The following is a 15,758-nucleotide window of genomic DNA, read 5'->3' on the forward strand; positions in this document are numbered from 1 at the left end:
ACAAAAAAAAGGCAAGCGCTGGCCCCATCTTTCCGAAAGGGTGCAGCAATCCTGCTCGACGTCTTTCTGAACAGTTCAAAGCGGTTACGACTGTTGGCGCTTACATCTACCAACCGCCCGTATTCATTGACTGAGCGGTCAGTAAACGGGGGCGGAATCCTTCCGCCCCGGTCGAGGGGGCGCGCAGGTTACTGGCTTGCGCGCTGGCCCTCAAGTGCTCCGTCCTGGAGCCGGTGGAACAAAATCCTTTCACCTGGTCAGGTTTTAGAAGTGCACCTTCACCAAAGCACTGGTCACGCTCTGGTTGGTATCGAGACGACCGCTGTTCTCGATGCCATATTTGTCCTTCCAGTAGCTGTACTCGAAACCGACGTAGAGCTGCTTGGCGCCGAGGTTCAGGGCCTTGCCGAGGTCGTATTTGACCTGCGGGTTGAACTGCAGGTTGGCGTGGTAGGTGCCGCGCTTCTTGGTTTCGTCGTTGTCCACCACCCAGTCAATGTAGCCGTCGATGAGGATGTCGGACTTGCCCACGGGAATGGTGTAGGAGAAGGTCGGAGTGATCTGCCAGACGTTGTCGCCCGCACGGCTGCCTTCGGTGTGACGGTTGTAGAAGTTCAGGGTGAAGTAGTTGAAGCCGGGAATCGCCAGGTCGAAGCCGGGGCCGATCAGGTAGGCCTCGTTGTCGCCTTCGCCGGACTCGTAGCTCACGGCCAGCAGCACGTCCTTGATCGGGCCGAGTTCGACCTTGGTGTCGAAGATCTTGCCGAACGAGAAGCGCTCGGTGAACTCGCCGTAGTAGGTGCGGTAGCCTTTGCCGCGGTCGGCCTGGCCGTTGTAGAAAATCTTGTCGACAAACAGGAAGGTGTCGCCGTACTTCCACTTGTTGGCGTGTTCGAAGGTAATGGTCTGCTGAATCGCAGGGTTGACCTGGAAGTCCTTGCCGTACAAATAGCTGAGGCTGTTGGATTGCCACAGCAGAAGATCCCCCGCCACCGCTGGAAGTGTTGCCAGCAAGCTGCTGCCCAGGAGGAGGGAAGTGGTGATGCGTTTCATGTTGTGATTCCCGGCTAATTGTTATTGTTCGTTGCGGTTTTTTCGGCGCGAAGCGCCCCGGCCGACCCGCTCCCACGGGTCGACGGTCCTGCGTATTGCTCGGGTTTGCCGGGGCGGCGAAAGCGCCGCCCAAAAGGCTCAATGGTGGGCGGAGGCTTCGTTGTGCGCAGCGCGCTCGGCGCCGCCGAGGATGTTGAACAGCAGGTTCAGCACCAGGGCGCTGACCGTGGCCATGGCGATACCGCTATGGGTGATCGGTTCCATCCACTGCGGCATTTGCGCGAAGAACTCCGGACGCACGACGGGAATCAGGCCCATGCCGACGCTGACCGCGACCAGCAACTGGTTGCGCCGGTCGGCGATGTCCGCTTCCTGGAGGATCTTGATGCCGGTGGCGGCGACCATGCCGAACATGGCGATCGACGCACCGCCCAGTACCGCCGGCGGAATCGAGGCGATCAGGAACGCGGCCTTCGGCAGCAGGCTGAGCAGGATCAGCAAGCCACCCGCCACCACGGTCACGTAGCGGCAACGTACGCCGGTCATTTGCACCAGGCCGATGTTCTGGGCAAACGAGGAGTGGGTGAAGGTGTTGAAAAAACCGGCGACAAAGGAAGCGCCGGCGTCGCACATCAAGCCGCGACGAAGCATGCCGGGGGTGACTTCGCGATCGGTCACCTTGCCCAGGGCGATGAACATGCCGGTGGATTCGACGAAGATGATCACCACCACCAGGCACATGGAAAGGACCGGTGCGAGGCTGAAGGTCGGCATGCCGAAGTGCAGCGGCGTCACGACCTGGAGCCAGGGTGCTTCGTCGAGACCGGAGAGGTCGACCATGCCGATCGAGCCGGCCAGGATGTAGCCCAGGCCCATGCCGATCAGTACCGAAACGTTGACCCAGAAACCGCGCATGAAGCGGTTGACCAGGAGAATGGTGGCCAGGACCAGGCCGGCGACGATCAGGTAGATCGGCGAGCCGAAGGTGCTGGCGGAGGCACCGCCACCGGCCCAGTTGACGGCAACCGGGAACAGCGACAGGCCGATCGAGGTGATGACCGTGCCGGTCACCAATGGCGGGAAGAAACGCACCACCTTGGACATGAAGGGCGCGATCAGCATGCCGAAGAACCCGGCGGCGATGGTCGCGCCGAAGATCCCTTGCAGGCCGACGCCAGGCATCCCGGCCATGGCCACCATGCTGCCGACGGCGGCGAAGCTGGCACCCATCATCACCGGCATGCGGATCCCTACAGCACCAATGCCGAACGACTGAACGATGGTGGCGACACCGGCGACCAGCAGATCGGCATTGATCAGGAAAGCAACTTCTTCACGGGAGAGTCCGGCAGCCTGTCCGATGATCAGCGGCACCGCGATGGCACCTCCGTACATCAGCAACACATGCTGCAGACCGACGAGGATCAATTGCAGCAAGGGCAGGGGCTGTCGTGGCGGCGCAACGGGAATGTACGCCTTGCGAGACTCGGACATGCAGCACCTCAACGGTTTTGTTCTTGTTTTTAGCTGCACGCCTCAGGCGGCAAGCTTCAAGAAGAAGCCGCCGCCATCAGGCGTGCAGTTGTTGCTGGTCTCTCGACCGCAAGCCGAAGCGGAGACCTCCTGACAAAGGAGGACCGCTCTGACTTGCAGCTTGTAACTTGCGACTGCTGTTAGTTGACGGGAGCGCCTTTGGCGATCCAGTCACCGACCAGCTTGCGTTCCTCGGCAGTCATCTGGGTGATGTTGCCCAGGGGCATGATCTGGCTGGCGACGGCCTGGGCCTGGATACGCGGTGCCAGTTGCTGGATCTGTTGCGGGGTGTCGAACATCACGCCGGCTGGCGCGGTGCTGAACAGCGGGCTGGTCGGCTTGGCCGAATGGCACACGGTGCAACGTTCCTGGATGACGCTGTGGATCTTGTCGAAACCACCACCGGCAGCCTGGGCCGCGGCGGTTGCCTGGGCAGGTGCATCGACGGGCGCGGCAGGGGCGGCTGGCGCCTGGGCGGCCTGTTCGGCTGCGGCTTTGTCTTCGGCGGCTTTCTCGGCGGCAGTCTTGCCACCCAGTGCGGTTTCCGGCAGCGGCTGGTATTGGACTTTCGCGGCGGCTTGCTCAGGCGCGGTCGAGACCGGCTTGGGGCCGGTGACGTAGGCCAGGCAGATCATCGCCAGTGCGCCGGCGGGCAGGGCCCAGGCGTACTTGTTGCTGTCGTGACGGGTGTTGAAGTAGTGACGGATCAGGACCGCGGCCACTGCGATACCTGCCAGGATCAACCAGTTGTACTGGCTGCCGTAGGTGCTCGGGAAGTGGTTGCTGATCATGATGAACAGCACCGGCAAGGTGAAGTAGTTGTTGTGGCGCGAGCGCAACAGGCCCTTGGCCGGCAGGACCGGATCCGGGGTCTTGTTGGCTTCGATGGCGGCGACCAGCTGACGCTGGGCCGGCATGATGGTGCGGAACACGTTACCCACCATGATGGTGCCGATGATGGCGCCGGTGTGCAGGTACGCGCCACGACCGCTGAACACCTGGCTGAAGCCGTAGCACGCCGCGATGATCAGGACGAACAGCACCAGACCGAGCAGGGCAGGGTGTTTGCCCAGTTGCGAGTCGCAGAGGAAGTCGTAGATGAACCAGCCAGCGATCAGCGAACCGACGCCGATGGCGATCCCTTCAGCGCCCGACAGGCTGCTGCCAGGGGCCAGCAGGTACAGGGTCGGGTTGAAGTAGAACACCACGCACAGCAGCGCGATACCGGACATCCAGGTGAAGTAGGCTTCCCATTTGAACCAGTGCAGGTTCTCCGGCATTTTCGGCGGGGCCAGCTTGTACTTCTCCAGGTGGTAGATACCGCCACCGTGGATCGCCCAGAGATCACCGGACAGCCCTTCACGCGGGTTGGAGCGGTTCAGGTTGTTTTCCAGCCAGACGAAGTAGAACGACGCGCCGATCCAGGCCACGCCGGTAATCATGTGAACCCAGCGCACGCTAAGGTTCAGCCATTCCAACAGATGTGCTTCCACAGTCTTTACCTCTTGCCGGTCACCGGAAAACCGATGGCCAGCCTTTTCTTATTGGTGGGGATTGAGGACCAGTTGCTCGTCCTCGGTGAAGAAATGCTCGTCGCAGTTGTTGCCGGAACCACTGCGATCAACCACCAGGAAATCATCCCGCTTTTCGATCGTCAGCACCGGGTGGTGCCAAACGCCGCGATGGTAATTGACGCCCTGCTTTCCATTGCTCAGGAAGGCGCGGACGAGACCCGATACAGGTGCGTCGCCAACAGGCGCGACCACGATCAGAAAGGGGTTGCCGAGCAGCGGAATGAAGGCCTGGCTGCCCAGCGGATGGCGCTCCAGCATGCGCACGGTCAGCGGCATGTCCAGCGCGTCGGCGCGGAAGATGCTGATGATCGCCTTGTCTTCCGGCTGCGCGGTCTCGACCGTCGCCAGCTTGTGGAAGCGCATGGTCGAGCCGTTGTTGATCATGAAGTGGTCGCTGCCGTCGGTTTCGATCACGTCACCGAAAGGGGCGAAGGCTTCTTTGCTCAGGGGCTCAATCACTAAAGTGCGCATGCGTAGGTCTCTTGATTCTGTGTGTTGTTATCAGGCTGTAGCCGCCGGCCGGGCCGGCGCGCAAGGTCTTACAGTTGCAGCAGGCGGAACAGGGCGATCAGGTTGATCTGCGCCAGGGCTTCCTTGAACTCGGTCTCGGCATCGTTGTGAATGCGGGTTTCGAAGGCCGCCAGGATCTGGTGCCGGTTGCTGCCCTTGACCGCCATGATGAACGGGAAGCCGAACTTGTCTTTGTAGGCATCGTTGAGCGTGGTGAAGCGCGCGAACTCTTCGGCGGTGCACTGGTGGATACCGGCGCCGGCCTGTTCATTGGTGCTCGACTCGGTCAGTTCACCCTTGATGGCGGCCTTGCCGGCGAGGTCCGGGTGAGCGTTGATCAGCGCCAGTTGGGCGGCATGGTCGGCGCTCAGGAGGATGTCGCTCATGCGCTGGTGCAGGTTTTCGATCTGATCCACTTCTTCGAGCTGGCCCAGGTCAAAGGCTTTCTCGGCGACCCATGGCGAGTGTTCGTAGATGTCGGCGAAAGCCTCGACGAACGCGGCGCGGTCCAGGGACGAAGGGGTCAGGGTCTTGAAAGCGGTCATTGGGCGTTCTCTGCGGTGTAAGGGTGGTTGGCGTGCCAGTGGCGCGCGATGTCCTCGCGGCGGGCAAACCAGACCTGGTCGTGGCTTTTTGCGTAGTCGATGAAGCGCTTGAGCGAAGCCAGGCGTGCCGGACGACCGATCAGGCGGCAGTGCAGGCCGATGGAAAGCATCTTCGGCGCTTCGGCGCCTTCTTCGTAAAGCACGTCGAAGGCGTCCTTGAGGTACTGGAAGAACTGCTCGCCGCAGTTGAAGCCCTGGACCTGAGTGAAACGCATGTCGTTGGTGTCCAGCGTGTAGGGGATCACCAGGTGCGGTTTGTCGGTCGGGTTGTTCGATTCCCAGTAAGGCAGGTCGTCGTCGTAGGTATCGCTGTCGTAGAGGAAGCCGCCTTCCTCCATCACCAGGCGACGGGTGTTCGGGCCGGTACGGCCGGTGTACCAGCCTACCGGGCGTTTACCGGTCAACTCGGTGAGGATGCGGATGGCTTCGAGCATGTGCTCGCGCTCCTGGGCCTCGTCCATGTTCTGGTAGTCGATCCAGCGGTAACCGTGGCTGCAGATCTCATGGCCGGCTTCGACCATGGCGCGGATCACGTCAGGGTGGCGCTGCGCGGCCATGGCCACGGCGAAGACGGTCAGCGGTACACCGCTGTCCTTGAACAATTTCAGCAGGCGCCATACGCCGGCGCGGCTACCGTATTCGTAGAGCGATTCCATGCTCATGTTGCGCGCGCCTTGCAGCGGCTGGGCGGAGACCATCTCGGAGAGGAAGGCTTCGGATTCCTTGTCGCCGTGAAGGATGTTGCGTTCGCCGCCTTCTTCATAATTGAGCACGAAAGACAACGCGATACGGGCATTTCCCGGCCAGCGCGGATGGGGAGGGGTATTGCCGTAACCGATCAGGTCGCGAGGATAATCAGCGCTCACTGCAGTCTTCCTTCTTGTACGTAAACACGGGAGGGTGGCGGTCGCAGGTTGCGTTGGGCCACGTCGATGGGTGTGATTGTATACAACTTTATTGACGATTTGTAAGCCTGTTTTTCCGCATTTCTTTCAGCATACCTATAAAGAAAGGACTGCAAGAAACCTGCCTGATTGGTCAGCAAATGACGCTGGTGTCTGCCAAAGCCCTGGCTTTGCGACTGATGGCTTATTTACAGAAGGAGGGATTGGCTGAAGCCCAATCTGGTTAGAAAAATTGTGTACAATTTTTCAATAAAATGTCTTAATGATCCAGCTTCCGCACACCACCGTGGTCGATCCTGGTGCTGTGCGGGTATTTTTTGCCCACAGATTGAACAATGAGGCGAGCAAGCAATGGGACGTTTGACCACGCATGTACTGGATGCCGCACATGGCTGTCCTGGAAGCTCGATCAAGGTCGAGCTCTATCGTGTCGAAGGCCAGCAACTGGAGCTGGTGAACACTGCCCTGACCAACAGCGATGGCCGCGTCGACGCGCCGCTGCTGCAGGGTGATGACTACCGCAGCGGTGTTTACCAGTTGCAGTTCAGTGCCGGCGACTACTACCGCGCGCGTGGCGTGCAGTTGCCGCAGCCGGCCTTCCTTGATGTGGTTGTGCTGCGTTTCGGCATCAATGCCGAGCAGGAGCACTACCACGTTCCGCTGCTGATCTCGCCTTACAGTTACTCGACCTATCGCGGAAGCTAGTTGGTCGCTAGAAGAATCTTCGTAGGTCCTTGCCCGCTCACACTGGCGGGCTTTTTTTCGTCTGCTGTTTTTGTGCCGGGCTGCCCAGCTTGTCTGATCGCTTGCCGCTTGCAACGTGCAGCTCAAAAAAAACCCCACCCGAAGGTGAGGCTCCTGTCCCGCCATCTATCCCTTAAAGGAAGATGAACTTGGCAATGAAGATCGCGCACAGCACCCACAGGCTGGCCGAGACTTCCTTATGCCGGCCAGTACATGCCTTGAGCACCACATAAGTAATGAAGCCCAGGGCAATGCCGTCCGCGACCGAGAACGTCAGCGGCATCATGATCACCGTGACGATCGCGGGAATGGTGTCGGTCGCTTCGTCCCATTCGATATGGGCCATGCTGCCCATCATCAACATGGCGACGTAGATCAGCGCTCCTGCGGTGGCATACGCGGGGATCATGCCCGCCAGCGGCGCGAAGAACATCGCTGCGACGAACAGCAAGCCCACCACCACCGCCGTCAGACCGGTGCGACCACCGGCGGCAACGCCCGCAGCACTCTCCACATAGCTGGTCACCGGCGGCACGCCGACCACCGCGCCGAACACGCTCGACGCACTGTCTGCCTTGAGTGCACGGGACAGGTTTTCGATGCGGCCGTCAGCATTCACCAGGTTGGCGCGCTGGGCGACGCCCATCAGGGTGCCGGCGGTGTCGAACATGTGCACGAAGAGGAACGCCAGAACCACGGCGATCATGCTGACGTTGAACACCCCGGCGACATCCATGGCCATCCAGGTTGGCGCCAGGCTCGGCGGCAGCGAGAACACGCCGCCGTACTCCACCAGGCCCAGACCCCAGCCGGCGAGAGTGACGGTGATGATGCTGATGAGGATGGCGCCGAACACCCGGTGGTAGCTGAGCACGGCAATCATCAGGAAGCAGATGGCTGCCAGCAGCGGGCCGGGTTCGTTCAGGTGGCCGAGCTTGATCAGGGTGGCCGGGCTGTCGACGACGATACCCGCGGTCTTGAGGCCGATCAGTCCGAGAAACAATCCGACGCCGGCGCCCATTGCATGACGAAGGCTGACCGGGATGCTGTTCAGCAGCCATTCGCGCACGCGTGAAAGGGTCAGGAACATGAACAGCACCCCGGAGACGAACACCGCGCCCAGCGCGGCTTCCCAGGTGTAGCCCATGGTCCCGACCACGGTGTAGGTGAAGAAGGCGTTCAGGCCCATGCCGGGTGCCAGCCCGACCGGCCAGTTGGCGTAGAGCCCCATCAGCAGGCAGCCCAGGGCGGCGGCTATGCAGGTGGCGACGAAGGCGGCACCATGGTCGATTCCGGCGTCGGCCATGATGTTGGGGTTGACGAAGATGATGTAGGCCATGGTGATGAAGGTCGTCAGGCCGGCGATCATTTCAGTCTTTACGGTAGTGCCGTGTAGCTTGAGTTTGAAAATCCGCTCCAGCCAGCTCGTTTCGAGCGGTGGGGCAAGATCCAGCGTAGGTGCGTCGGATTTGCGGCTTTCCACAGCGTGTACTCCTCAAGTCTTTCTTGTTTTTCAGAGCTGGTCCTGCACGATCACTCGGGGCTCTGCGAGGGAAGGGTTGGCAAGGCGACCGACTCGAATGTTGACCTTTGAGTCAGGAAGTTGCCCGGTGGATTATGCGTTTGTATACAAAGAATGCAAATACTGTTTTATTAGGTGTGCGCACATTAGAGGTGGCGGGCGCTATAACGGAGATCGCCGCCTGCAGAAATGCAGTTTGCTGTGTACAATGCGGCAATACCTTTAGCCGTTAATTTTCTACTCAGGACTTGCCATCGCCCCACTGGCTGGTATTACAGTCGAGGTCCGATAGGCGAATCTTCGTGCGCGAGTGCCCATGAACGAACAGCTACAACCCCTCAAGAAAGCCCCGCGGGCCGGCAAGACCGGTGGCCGCAGCGGTACCCAGGATGACATCGTCTACGCGCATATCTTCGAGGCCATTCTCGAACAGCGATTGGCGCCGGGTACCAAGTTGAGTGAGGAAGCCCTGGGCGAGATCTTCGGCGTCAGCCGCACCATCATCCGCCGCGCCTTGTCGCGTCTGGCCCATGAAAGTGTGGTGTTGTTGCGCCCCAACCGCGGCGCCGTGGTTGCCAGCCCAACCGTGGAAGAAGCGCGTCAGGTGTTCTTTTCCCGGCGCATGGTGGAGCGGGCGATCACCGAACTTGCCGTGCAGCACGCCACCGTCGAGCAGCTGAACGAACTGCGCGTGATGGTCCGTGAAGAGCGCGACAGCTTCTCCCGCGGTGACCGTGGCGCCGGCATCCGTCTCTCCGGCGAGTTCCATCTCAAGCTGGCCGAAGCCGCCGCCAACGCGCCGCTTGTGAGTTTCCAGCGCAGCCTGGTGTCGCAAACCTCGCTGATCATTGCCCAGTACGAAAGCGGCAACCGCTCGCACTGCTCCTATGACGAGCACATGCAGTTGATCGATGCCATCGAGGCCCGCGACGCGACCCTGGCGGTGAACCTGATGATGCATCACATGGATCACATCGACAGCAAGCTCAACCTCGACGAGGAAAGCGCCTCGGACGACCTGCACGCGGTGTTCTCACACCTGCTGCAGAGCAAGAAACGCGGCGGTTCGGTCTCGGCCAAAAGCTGATAAGCGCCACCAATGAACACGGGGCCAGTCCCCGCAAGCCTGAGTGAAGGCTTGCGGGAACTGGCCCCGTGTCGTTTCCGTCAGGAAAGATCAGCGCTGGTGCACGCAGTTCCCCGCCGCGAAGGTCTGGCGGATGGTGCGGTCATCGCCCAGGGTGGTCAGCACGAACAGGGTTTCCTCGATGCTGTTGGACTGTTGCAGGCGGTAGTCCAGCAGCGGCGTGGCCTTATAGTCGAGCACCACGAAGTCGGCGTCATTGCCCGCCCGCAGGCTGCCGATCCGGTCATCCAGGCTCAGTGCGCGAGCGCCGCCGAGGGTGGCCAGGTACAGCGACTTGAAAGGATGCAGGCGAGTGCCCTGTAGCTGCATGACCTTGTAGGCCTCGTTCAGCGTATTGAGCAGCGAGAAGCTGGTGCCGGCGCCGACGTCGGTGCCCAGGCCCACCTTGACCTTGAACTGCTCGGCCTGCGACAGGTTGAACAGACCGCTGCCGAGGAACAGGTTGGAGGTCGGGCAGAAGGCGACCGCCGAGCCGGTTTCGGCCAGGCGCTGGCATTCGGCGTCGCACAGGTGCACGCCGTGGGCGAACACCGAGCGCTGACCCAGCAGCTTGAAGTGGTCGTACACATCCAGGTAGCCGCTGCGTTCCGGGAACAGCGATTTCACCCAGTCGATTTCCTTGAGGTTCTCGCTCAGGTGGGTGTGCATGTACAGGTCCGGGTATTCGCCCAGCAGTTGCCCGGCCAGTTGCAGTTGCTCCGGGGTGCTGGTCGGCGCGAAGCGTGGAGTCACCGCGTAGTGCAGGCGGCCCTTGCCGTGCCAGCGCTCGATCAGCGCTTTGCTTTCGGCGTAGCCGGATTCGGCGGTGTCGGTCAGGTAGTCCGGGGCGTTGCGGTCCATCATCACCTTGCCGGCGATCATCCGCAGGTCCAGGCGCTCGGCCTCTTCGAAGAAGGCGTTGACCGATTCAGGGTGAACGCTGCCGAACACCAGGGCAGTGGTGGTGCCGTTGCGCAGCAGCTCTTCGACGAAAATCTTCGCCACCTTGTCGGCATGTGCCTTGTCGGCGAACTGGCGTTCGCACGGGAAGGTGTAGGTGTTCAGCCAGTCCAGCAGTTGTTCGCCGTAGGAGCCGATCATGCCGGTCTGCGGGAAGTGGATGTGGGTGTCGATGAAGCCGGGGGTGATCAGGCTGTCCTGGTAATGCACCACTTCGATATCGGCGGGCAGCGTCGGCAGCAGGTCGCTGGCATGGCCGAGGCGGCTGATCTTGCCGTTGTCGACCACCAGTAGACCGTCTTCGAAATACTCGAAGGAGGCCTCGATGCCGACTTCGGCCGGGTCGGCGACGCTGTGCAGGATGGCGGATCGGTAGGCTTTGCGGGTTGCGCTCATAACACTCTCGTCAAATGGCGTGGCTGCGCCGTGAGGGCGGCAGCAGTTGGGCGATGGGTTCAGCGTTCGCGGCCGGGTTGTGCAGGCCGAAGCTGGCGTTATAGGTGGCGATGATTTCGGCGGCGATGGACACGGCGATCTCGATCGGCAGCTTGCCCTTGACCTCGGCCAGCCCCATCGGGCAACGCATGCGTTGCATGCGCTCGGCTTCGAAGCCGCGGTCGCGCAGGCGGTGCTCGAACTTGGCGCGCTTGGTCTTCGAGCCGATCAGGCCGAACCAGGTGAAGTCATTGCGCTTGAGGATGGCGGCGGTGAGTTCCAGGTCGAGCTGATGGTTGTGGGTCATGACGATGCAGTAGCTGCCGGGGGGCAGCTCGTCGACCTCATCCACCGGCTCCTCGCTGACGACTTTCCAGACGCCGGCGGGAATGTGCTCGGGGAATTCCTGCTCGCGCGAGTCGATCCAGCGCACCCGGCAGGGCAGCGCGGCGAGCAAGGGTACCAGAGCGCGGCCGACGTGGCCCGCGCCGAACACGGCGATCTGCGCCTGCACCGCGCCCATGGGTTCGAACAGCAGTACCGTGGCGCCGCCGCAGCACTGGCCGAGGCTGGCGCCAAGACTGAAGCGCTCCAGGTGCGGCGATTCACGGCCTTCGGTGAGCATCTGCCGGGCGATGTGCATGGCCTTGAATTCCAGGTGCCCGCCGCCGATGGTATCGAACAGACGGTTGGCGCTGACCACCATCTTCGAGCCGGCATTACGCGGGGTCGAGCCGCGCTCCTCGATGATGGTCACCAGGACGCAGGGCTCGCCCTGTTCCTGTAGCTCGGCGAGGGCATTGATCCATTGGTGCATGATTTCTGATCCTCTTCAGGATTCGATGTCGCCCCTTGTGTAGGAGCGAGCTTGCTCGCGATGGCGCCTGTTCGATCGCTATCGCGAGCAAGCTCGCTCCTACAGGGGGAGGCGGCGTCAGTGGGTCACGGTTTCCACTTGCGGTTTTGCAACTGCCCGTGCCGCCACTACCTTGCGCATCTGCTCACAGCCCCACAGCACCCGCTCCGGTGTCGACGGCGCGTCGATCTGCGGATGCTCGCGGTAATCGGCGATGCTCGCCACGGCGTCCTTGATCGCGCACCAGGCGGCGATGCCGAGCATGAACGGCGGCTCGCCCACGGCCTTGGAATGGAACACGGTGTCTTCCGGGTTCTTGCGGTTTTCCACCAGCTTCACCCGCATATCCAGCGGCATGTCCGCCACCGCGGGGATCTTGTAGCTGGCCGGGCCGTTGGTCATCAGCTTGCCCTTGGCGTTCCACACCAGTTCCTCGGTGGTCAGCCAGCCCATGCCTTGAACGAAGCCGCCTTCCACCTGGCCGATGTCGATGGCCGGGTTCAGCGAGTCGCCGACGTCGTGGAGGATGTCGGCGCGGAGCATCTTGTACTCGCCGGTCAGGGTGTCGACGATCACTTCGACGCAGGCGGCGCCGAAGGCGAAGTAGTAGAACGGCCGGCCACGCGCCTGGTTGCGGTCATAGAAAATCTTCGGCGTCTTGTAGAACCCGGTGCTCGACAGCGATACCTGGGCGAAGTACGCCTGTTGCACCAGCGTCTCGAAGCTGACGATCTCGTCGCGGATGCGCACGTGACCGTTGCGGAATTCCACGTCTTCCTCGGTGACCTTCCACTGCCGCGCGGCAAACTCGACCAGGCGTTTCTTGAGGATCTCGGCAGCGTTCTGCGCGGCCTTGCCGTTCAGGTCGGCGCCGCTGGAGGCCGCGGTCGGCGAAGTGTTCGGCACCTTGTCGGTGTTGGTGGCGGTGATCTGAATACGGTCGAAATCGACCTGGAACACTTCGGCCACCACTTGGGCGACCTTGGTGTTCAAGCCCTGGCCCATCTCGGTGCCACCGTGGTTCAGGTGGATGCTGCCGTCGGTGTAGATGTGGATCAGCGCACCGGCCTGGTTGAGGAAGGTCGCGGTGAACGAGATGCCGAATTTCACCGGGGTCAGCGCCAGGCCTTTTTTCAATACCGGGCTGTGGGCGTTGAAGCGGCGGATCGACTCGCGGCGCTCGGCATAGTCGCTGCTCGCTTCGAGGTCGGCGGTCATTTCCTCGATCAGGTTGTGTTCGACGGTCTGGTAGTAATGGGTGACGTTGCGCTCGGTCTTGCCGTAGTAATTGGCCTTGCGCACGTCCAGCGGGTCGCGGCCCAGATGGCGGGCGATATGGTCCATCACTTCTTCGATGGCGACCATGCCTTGCGGGCCGCCGAAGCCACGGTAGGCGGTATTGGACGCGGTGTTGGTCTTGCAGCGGTGGCCGTGCACCGTGGCATCGCCCAAGTAGTAGGCGTTGTCGGAGTGGAACATGGCGCGGTCGACGATCGAGCCCGAGAGGTCCGGCGAATAGCCGCAGTTGCCGGCCAGGTCGAAGTTGATGCCGTGCAGGCGACCGTTGTCGTCAAAACCGACGTCGTACTCGACGTAAAACGGGTGGCGCTTGCCGGTCATCATCATGTCTTCGACGCGCGGCAGGCGCATCTTGGTGGGCTGGCCGGTCAGGCGTGCAACCACCGCGCACAGGCAGGCGGGGCTGGCCGCCTGGGTTTCCTTGCCGCCGAAGCCGCCGCCCATGCGGCGCATGTCGAGGACAATCTTGTTCATCGGCACGTCGAGCACTTCGGCGACCAGTTTCTGCACTTCGGTGGGGTTCTGGGTCGAGCAGAACACGATCATGCCGCCGTCTTCGGTGGGCATCACCGAGGAAATCTGGGTTTCCAGGTAGAAGTGTTCCTGGCCGCCGATGTGCAAAGTGCCTTGCAGACGGTGCGGGGCGCTGGCCAGGGCGGTAACGGAGTCGCCGCGCTGGTGGGTGTGGCTGTCCAGCACGAAGTGTTTCTTGCGGTACGCCTCGACCACGTCGAGCACCGGCTCCAGGTCTTCGTACTCGATGATCGCCGCCATCGCCGCGCGGCGCGCAGTGTCGAGGTCACGGGCGGCCACGGCGAGCACCGGCTGGCCGAAGAACTCCACCTTGTCGATGGCCAGCAGCGGGTCGCCGGCCACGACCGGGCCGATGTCCTTCAGGCCCGGAATGTCTTCGTGGGTAATGACGATGCGCACGCCTTCGAAGGCGTAGCACGGCGTGGTGTCCACTTTCAGGATGCGCGCGTGGGCGCGGTCGGCGGTGCGGGCGTACACGTGCAACTGGTTGGGGAATTCCAGGCGGTCATCGATGTACACGGCCTCGCCGGACACCTGTTTGTCGGCGCTGTCGTGCTTGACGCTGCGACCGACACCGGTGGTCAGGTCCTGGGCGAACAGCTCGGCCATTTCCGCCTGGCTCTTGGGCGCGTGGTGGTTAGACATAATCGGTCACCCGGGTCTCGATGTGCGGTGTTTGCAGTTCGATGAAGTACTTGCGCAGCAGGTTCTGCGCGCCCAGCAGGCGGTATTCCTTGCTGGCGCGGAAATCCGAGAGCGGTGTGAAGTCTTCGCTCAGGGCCTGGCAGGCTTTCTCCAGGGTGGCCTGGTTGAACGGCTTGTCGGTCAGCGCGGCTTCACAGGCGCGGGCGCGTTTCGGGATCGCCGCCATGCCGCCGAAGGCAACCCGGGCGTGCTCGATCACACCGTTGTCGATGCGCAGGTTGAAGGCGGCGCACACCGCGGAAATATCGTCGTCCAGCCGTTTCGACACCTTGTACGCGCGGAAGACCCAGTTGGCCTTGGCTTTCGGCACGATGATGCGCTCGATGAACTCGCTCTCCTGCCGCGCGGTGATGCGGTAGTCGATGAAATAGTCTTCCAGCTTGAGGGTGCGGGTGTTGTCGCCCTTGCGCAGGACGATCTGCGCATCGAGGGCGATCAGCAGCGGCGGCGAGTCGCCGATCGGCGAGGCGTTGCCGATGTTGCCGCCAAGGGTGCCCTGGTTGCGGATCTGCAGGGAGGCGAAGCGGTGCAGCAACTCGCCGAAGTCCGGGTATTCAGTGTGCAGGGCTTCGTAGCAGTCGGTCAGCGGGGTGGCCGCGCCGATCTCGATGCGGTCGTCGAAATGCTCGACGCGCTTGAGTTCGGCGACGTTGCCGACATAGATCATCACCGGCAGCGTCCGGTGGAACTGGGTCACTTCCAGCGCCAGGTCGGTGCCGCCGGCCAGCAGCCGGGCTTCCGGGTGCGAGCCATAGAGATCGGCGAGGTCAGCCACGGTCAGCGGCACCAGGCAGCGCTTGTCGCCGCTGTTGAGTTCTCCGGTTTCCGTCGGCGCGATGGCCTTGAGGCGGGCGATGGTCTGCGCCTGGGCGGCGTCGAACTGGTCGGGCTGGGCTTGGCAGCAGGCCTGCTCGGCGGCGGCGAGGATCGGCCGGTAGCCGGTGCAGCGACACAGGTTGCCAGCGAGGGCTTCGTGGGCTTTGTGCAGGTCGGGCTGATCGCTGTTCTTTTGCAGGGCGAACAGAGACATGACGAAGCCCGGCGTGCAGAAACCGCACTGCGAGCCGTGGCAGTCGGACAGCGCCTGTTGCACGCTGTGCAGCTTGCCCTGGTGCTTGAGGCCTTCGACGCTGATCAACTGTTTGCCGTGCAGCGACGAGACGAACGTCAGGCAGGAGTTCAGGCTGCGGTATTGCAGGCTGTCCTGGCCGTTTTCGTCAGTAATGCGTTCGGCGACCACCACGGAGCACGCGCCGCAGTCACCACTGGCGCAGCCCTCCTTGGTGCCGGTTTTACCCAGGTGCTCGCGCAGATACTCGAGTACCGTCAGGTTGGGGTCCAGGGCATGCTCACTGCGCAACTCCTGGTTCAAGAGAAACTGGATCACGGAAGGGCCT

The 15,758-nt window shown here is 62.2% G+C and carries 14 protein-coding genes; 3 read left to right on the forward strand and 11 right to left on the reverse strand.

Going from position 1 to position 15,758, the window contains the following annotated elements:
- Positions 1-264 precede the first annotated feature (264 nt).
- The gene (locus CKW37_RS17795) at positions 265-1,053 is read right to left on the reverse strand and encodes an outer membrane protein OmpK (RefSeq protein ID WP_095157025.1); all 789 of its coding nucleotides are present in this window, start codon (positions 1,051-1,053) and stop codon (positions 265-267) included.
- 138 nt (positions 1,054-1,191) lie between these two features.
- The gene (locus tag CKW37_RS17800; RefSeq protein WP_095157026.1) at positions 1,192-2,547 is read right to left on the reverse strand and encodes a nucleobase:cation symporter-2 family protein; all 1,356 of its coding nucleotides are present in this window, start codon (positions 2,545-2,547) and stop codon (positions 1,192-1,194) included.
- Here CKW37_RS17800 and CKW37_RS33270 point away from each other — a divergent pair.
- On the forward strand, positions 2,546-2,680 hold the full coding sequence (locus CKW37_RS33270; RefSeq protein WP_256587794.1) for a hypothetical protein: 135 nt from the start codon (positions 2,546-2,548) through the stop codon (positions 2,678-2,680). The two genes, CKW37_RS17800 and CKW37_RS33270, sit on opposite strands and share 2 nt — an antisense overlap.
- 46 nt (positions 2,681-2,726) lie before the next feature.
- Here the strand turns inward: CKW37_RS33270 and CKW37_RS17805 are convergent, their stop codons facing one another.
- The 4 genes from CKW37_RS17805 to puuE form a co-directional block, all read right to left on the reverse strand.
- On the reverse strand, positions 2,727-4,079 hold the full coding sequence (locus CKW37_RS17805; RefSeq protein WP_095157027.1) for a urate hydroxylase PuuD: 1,353 nt from the start codon (positions 4,077-4,079) through the stop codon (positions 2,727-2,729).
- Between the two features lie 48 nt (positions 4,080-4,127).
- A complete protein-coding gene (locus CKW37_RS17810; protein WP_095157028.1) occupies positions 4,128-4,631 on the reverse strand; it encodes an ureidoglycolate lyase in 504 nt (167 codons plus the stop codon).
- Between the two features lie 68 nt (positions 4,632-4,699).
- The gene (gene uraD / locus CKW37_RS17815) at positions 4,700-5,215 is read right to left on the reverse strand and encodes a 2-oxo-4-hydroxy-4-carboxy-5-ureidoimidazoline decarboxylase (protein ID WP_095157029.1); all 516 of its coding nucleotides are present in this window, start codon (positions 5,213-5,215) and stop codon (positions 4,700-4,702) included.
- Entirely contained in the window at positions 5,212-6,141 is a 930-nt protein-coding gene (gene puuE, locus CKW37_RS17820; protein ID WP_095157030.1) for an allantoinase PuuE, read from the reverse strand. The genes uraD and puuE overlap by 4 nt, the downstream gene beginning before the upstream one ends.
- Before the next feature lie 390 nt (positions 6,142-6,531).
- On the opposite strand from puuE, the gene uraH reads away from it, so the two are divergent.
- Positions 6,532-6,885: a hydroxyisourate hydrolase gene (uraH, locus tag CKW37_RS17825; protein ID WP_095157031.1), complete on the forward strand. Its 354-nt coding sequence runs from the start codon at positions 6,532-6,534 to the stop codon at positions 6,883-6,885.
- A gap of 172 nt (positions 6,886-7,057) precedes the next feature.
- Here uraH and CKW37_RS17830 read toward each other — a convergent pair whose 3' ends face one another.
- Entirely contained in the window at positions 7,058-8,293 is a 1,236-nt protein-coding gene (locus CKW37_RS17830; protein ID WP_225422462.1) for an NCS2 family permease, read from the reverse strand.
- Between the two features lie 469 nt (positions 8,294-8,762).
- Here CKW37_RS17830 and CKW37_RS17835 point away from each other — a divergent pair, with 469 nt between their 5' ends.
- A complete protein-coding gene (locus CKW37_RS17835) occupies positions 8,763-9,533 on the forward strand; it encodes a GntR family transcriptional regulator (protein WP_095157033.1) in 771 nt (256 codons plus the stop codon).
- 90 nt (positions 9,534-9,623) lie between these two features.
- Here CKW37_RS17835 and guaD read toward each other — a convergent pair whose 3' ends face one another.
- The 4 genes from guaD to xdhA form a co-directional block, all read right to left on the reverse strand.
- Positions 9,624-10,928: a guanine deaminase gene (guaD, locus tag CKW37_RS17840; protein ID WP_095157034.1), complete on the reverse strand. Its 1,305-nt coding sequence runs from the start codon at positions 10,926-10,928 to the stop codon at positions 9,624-9,626.
- A 10-nt stretch (positions 10,929-10,938) separates the two neighbouring features.
- The gene (gene xdhC / locus CKW37_RS17845) at positions 10,939-11,784 is read right to left on the reverse strand and encodes a xanthine dehydrogenase accessory protein XdhC (RefSeq protein WP_095157035.1); all 846 of its coding nucleotides are present in this window, start codon (positions 11,782-11,784) and stop codon (positions 10,939-10,941) included.
- Positions 11,785-11,901: 117 nt separating this feature from the next.
- Positions 11,902-14,301 carry a xanthine dehydrogenase molybdopterin binding subunit gene (xdhB, locus tag CKW37_RS17850; RefSeq protein ID WP_095157036.1) on the reverse strand — a complete coding sequence of 800 codons (2,400 nt, stop codon included), beginning with the start codon at positions 14,299-14,301 and terminating at the stop codon, positions 11,902-11,904.
- Positions 14,294-15,748: a xanthine dehydrogenase small subunit gene (gene xdhA, locus CKW37_RS17855; RefSeq protein WP_095157037.1), complete on the reverse strand. Its 1,455-nt coding sequence runs from the start codon at positions 15,746-15,748 to the stop codon at positions 14,294-14,296. Before xdhA ends, xdhB begins: the two co-directional genes overlap by 8 nt.
- Between the last annotated feature and the right edge of the window lie 10 nt (positions 15,749-15,758).

Source organism: Pseudomonas sp. Irchel 3E13 (assembly GCF_900187455.1).
GTDB lineage: Bacteria > Pseudomonadota > Gammaproteobacteria > Pseudomonadales > Pseudomonadaceae > Aquipseudomonas.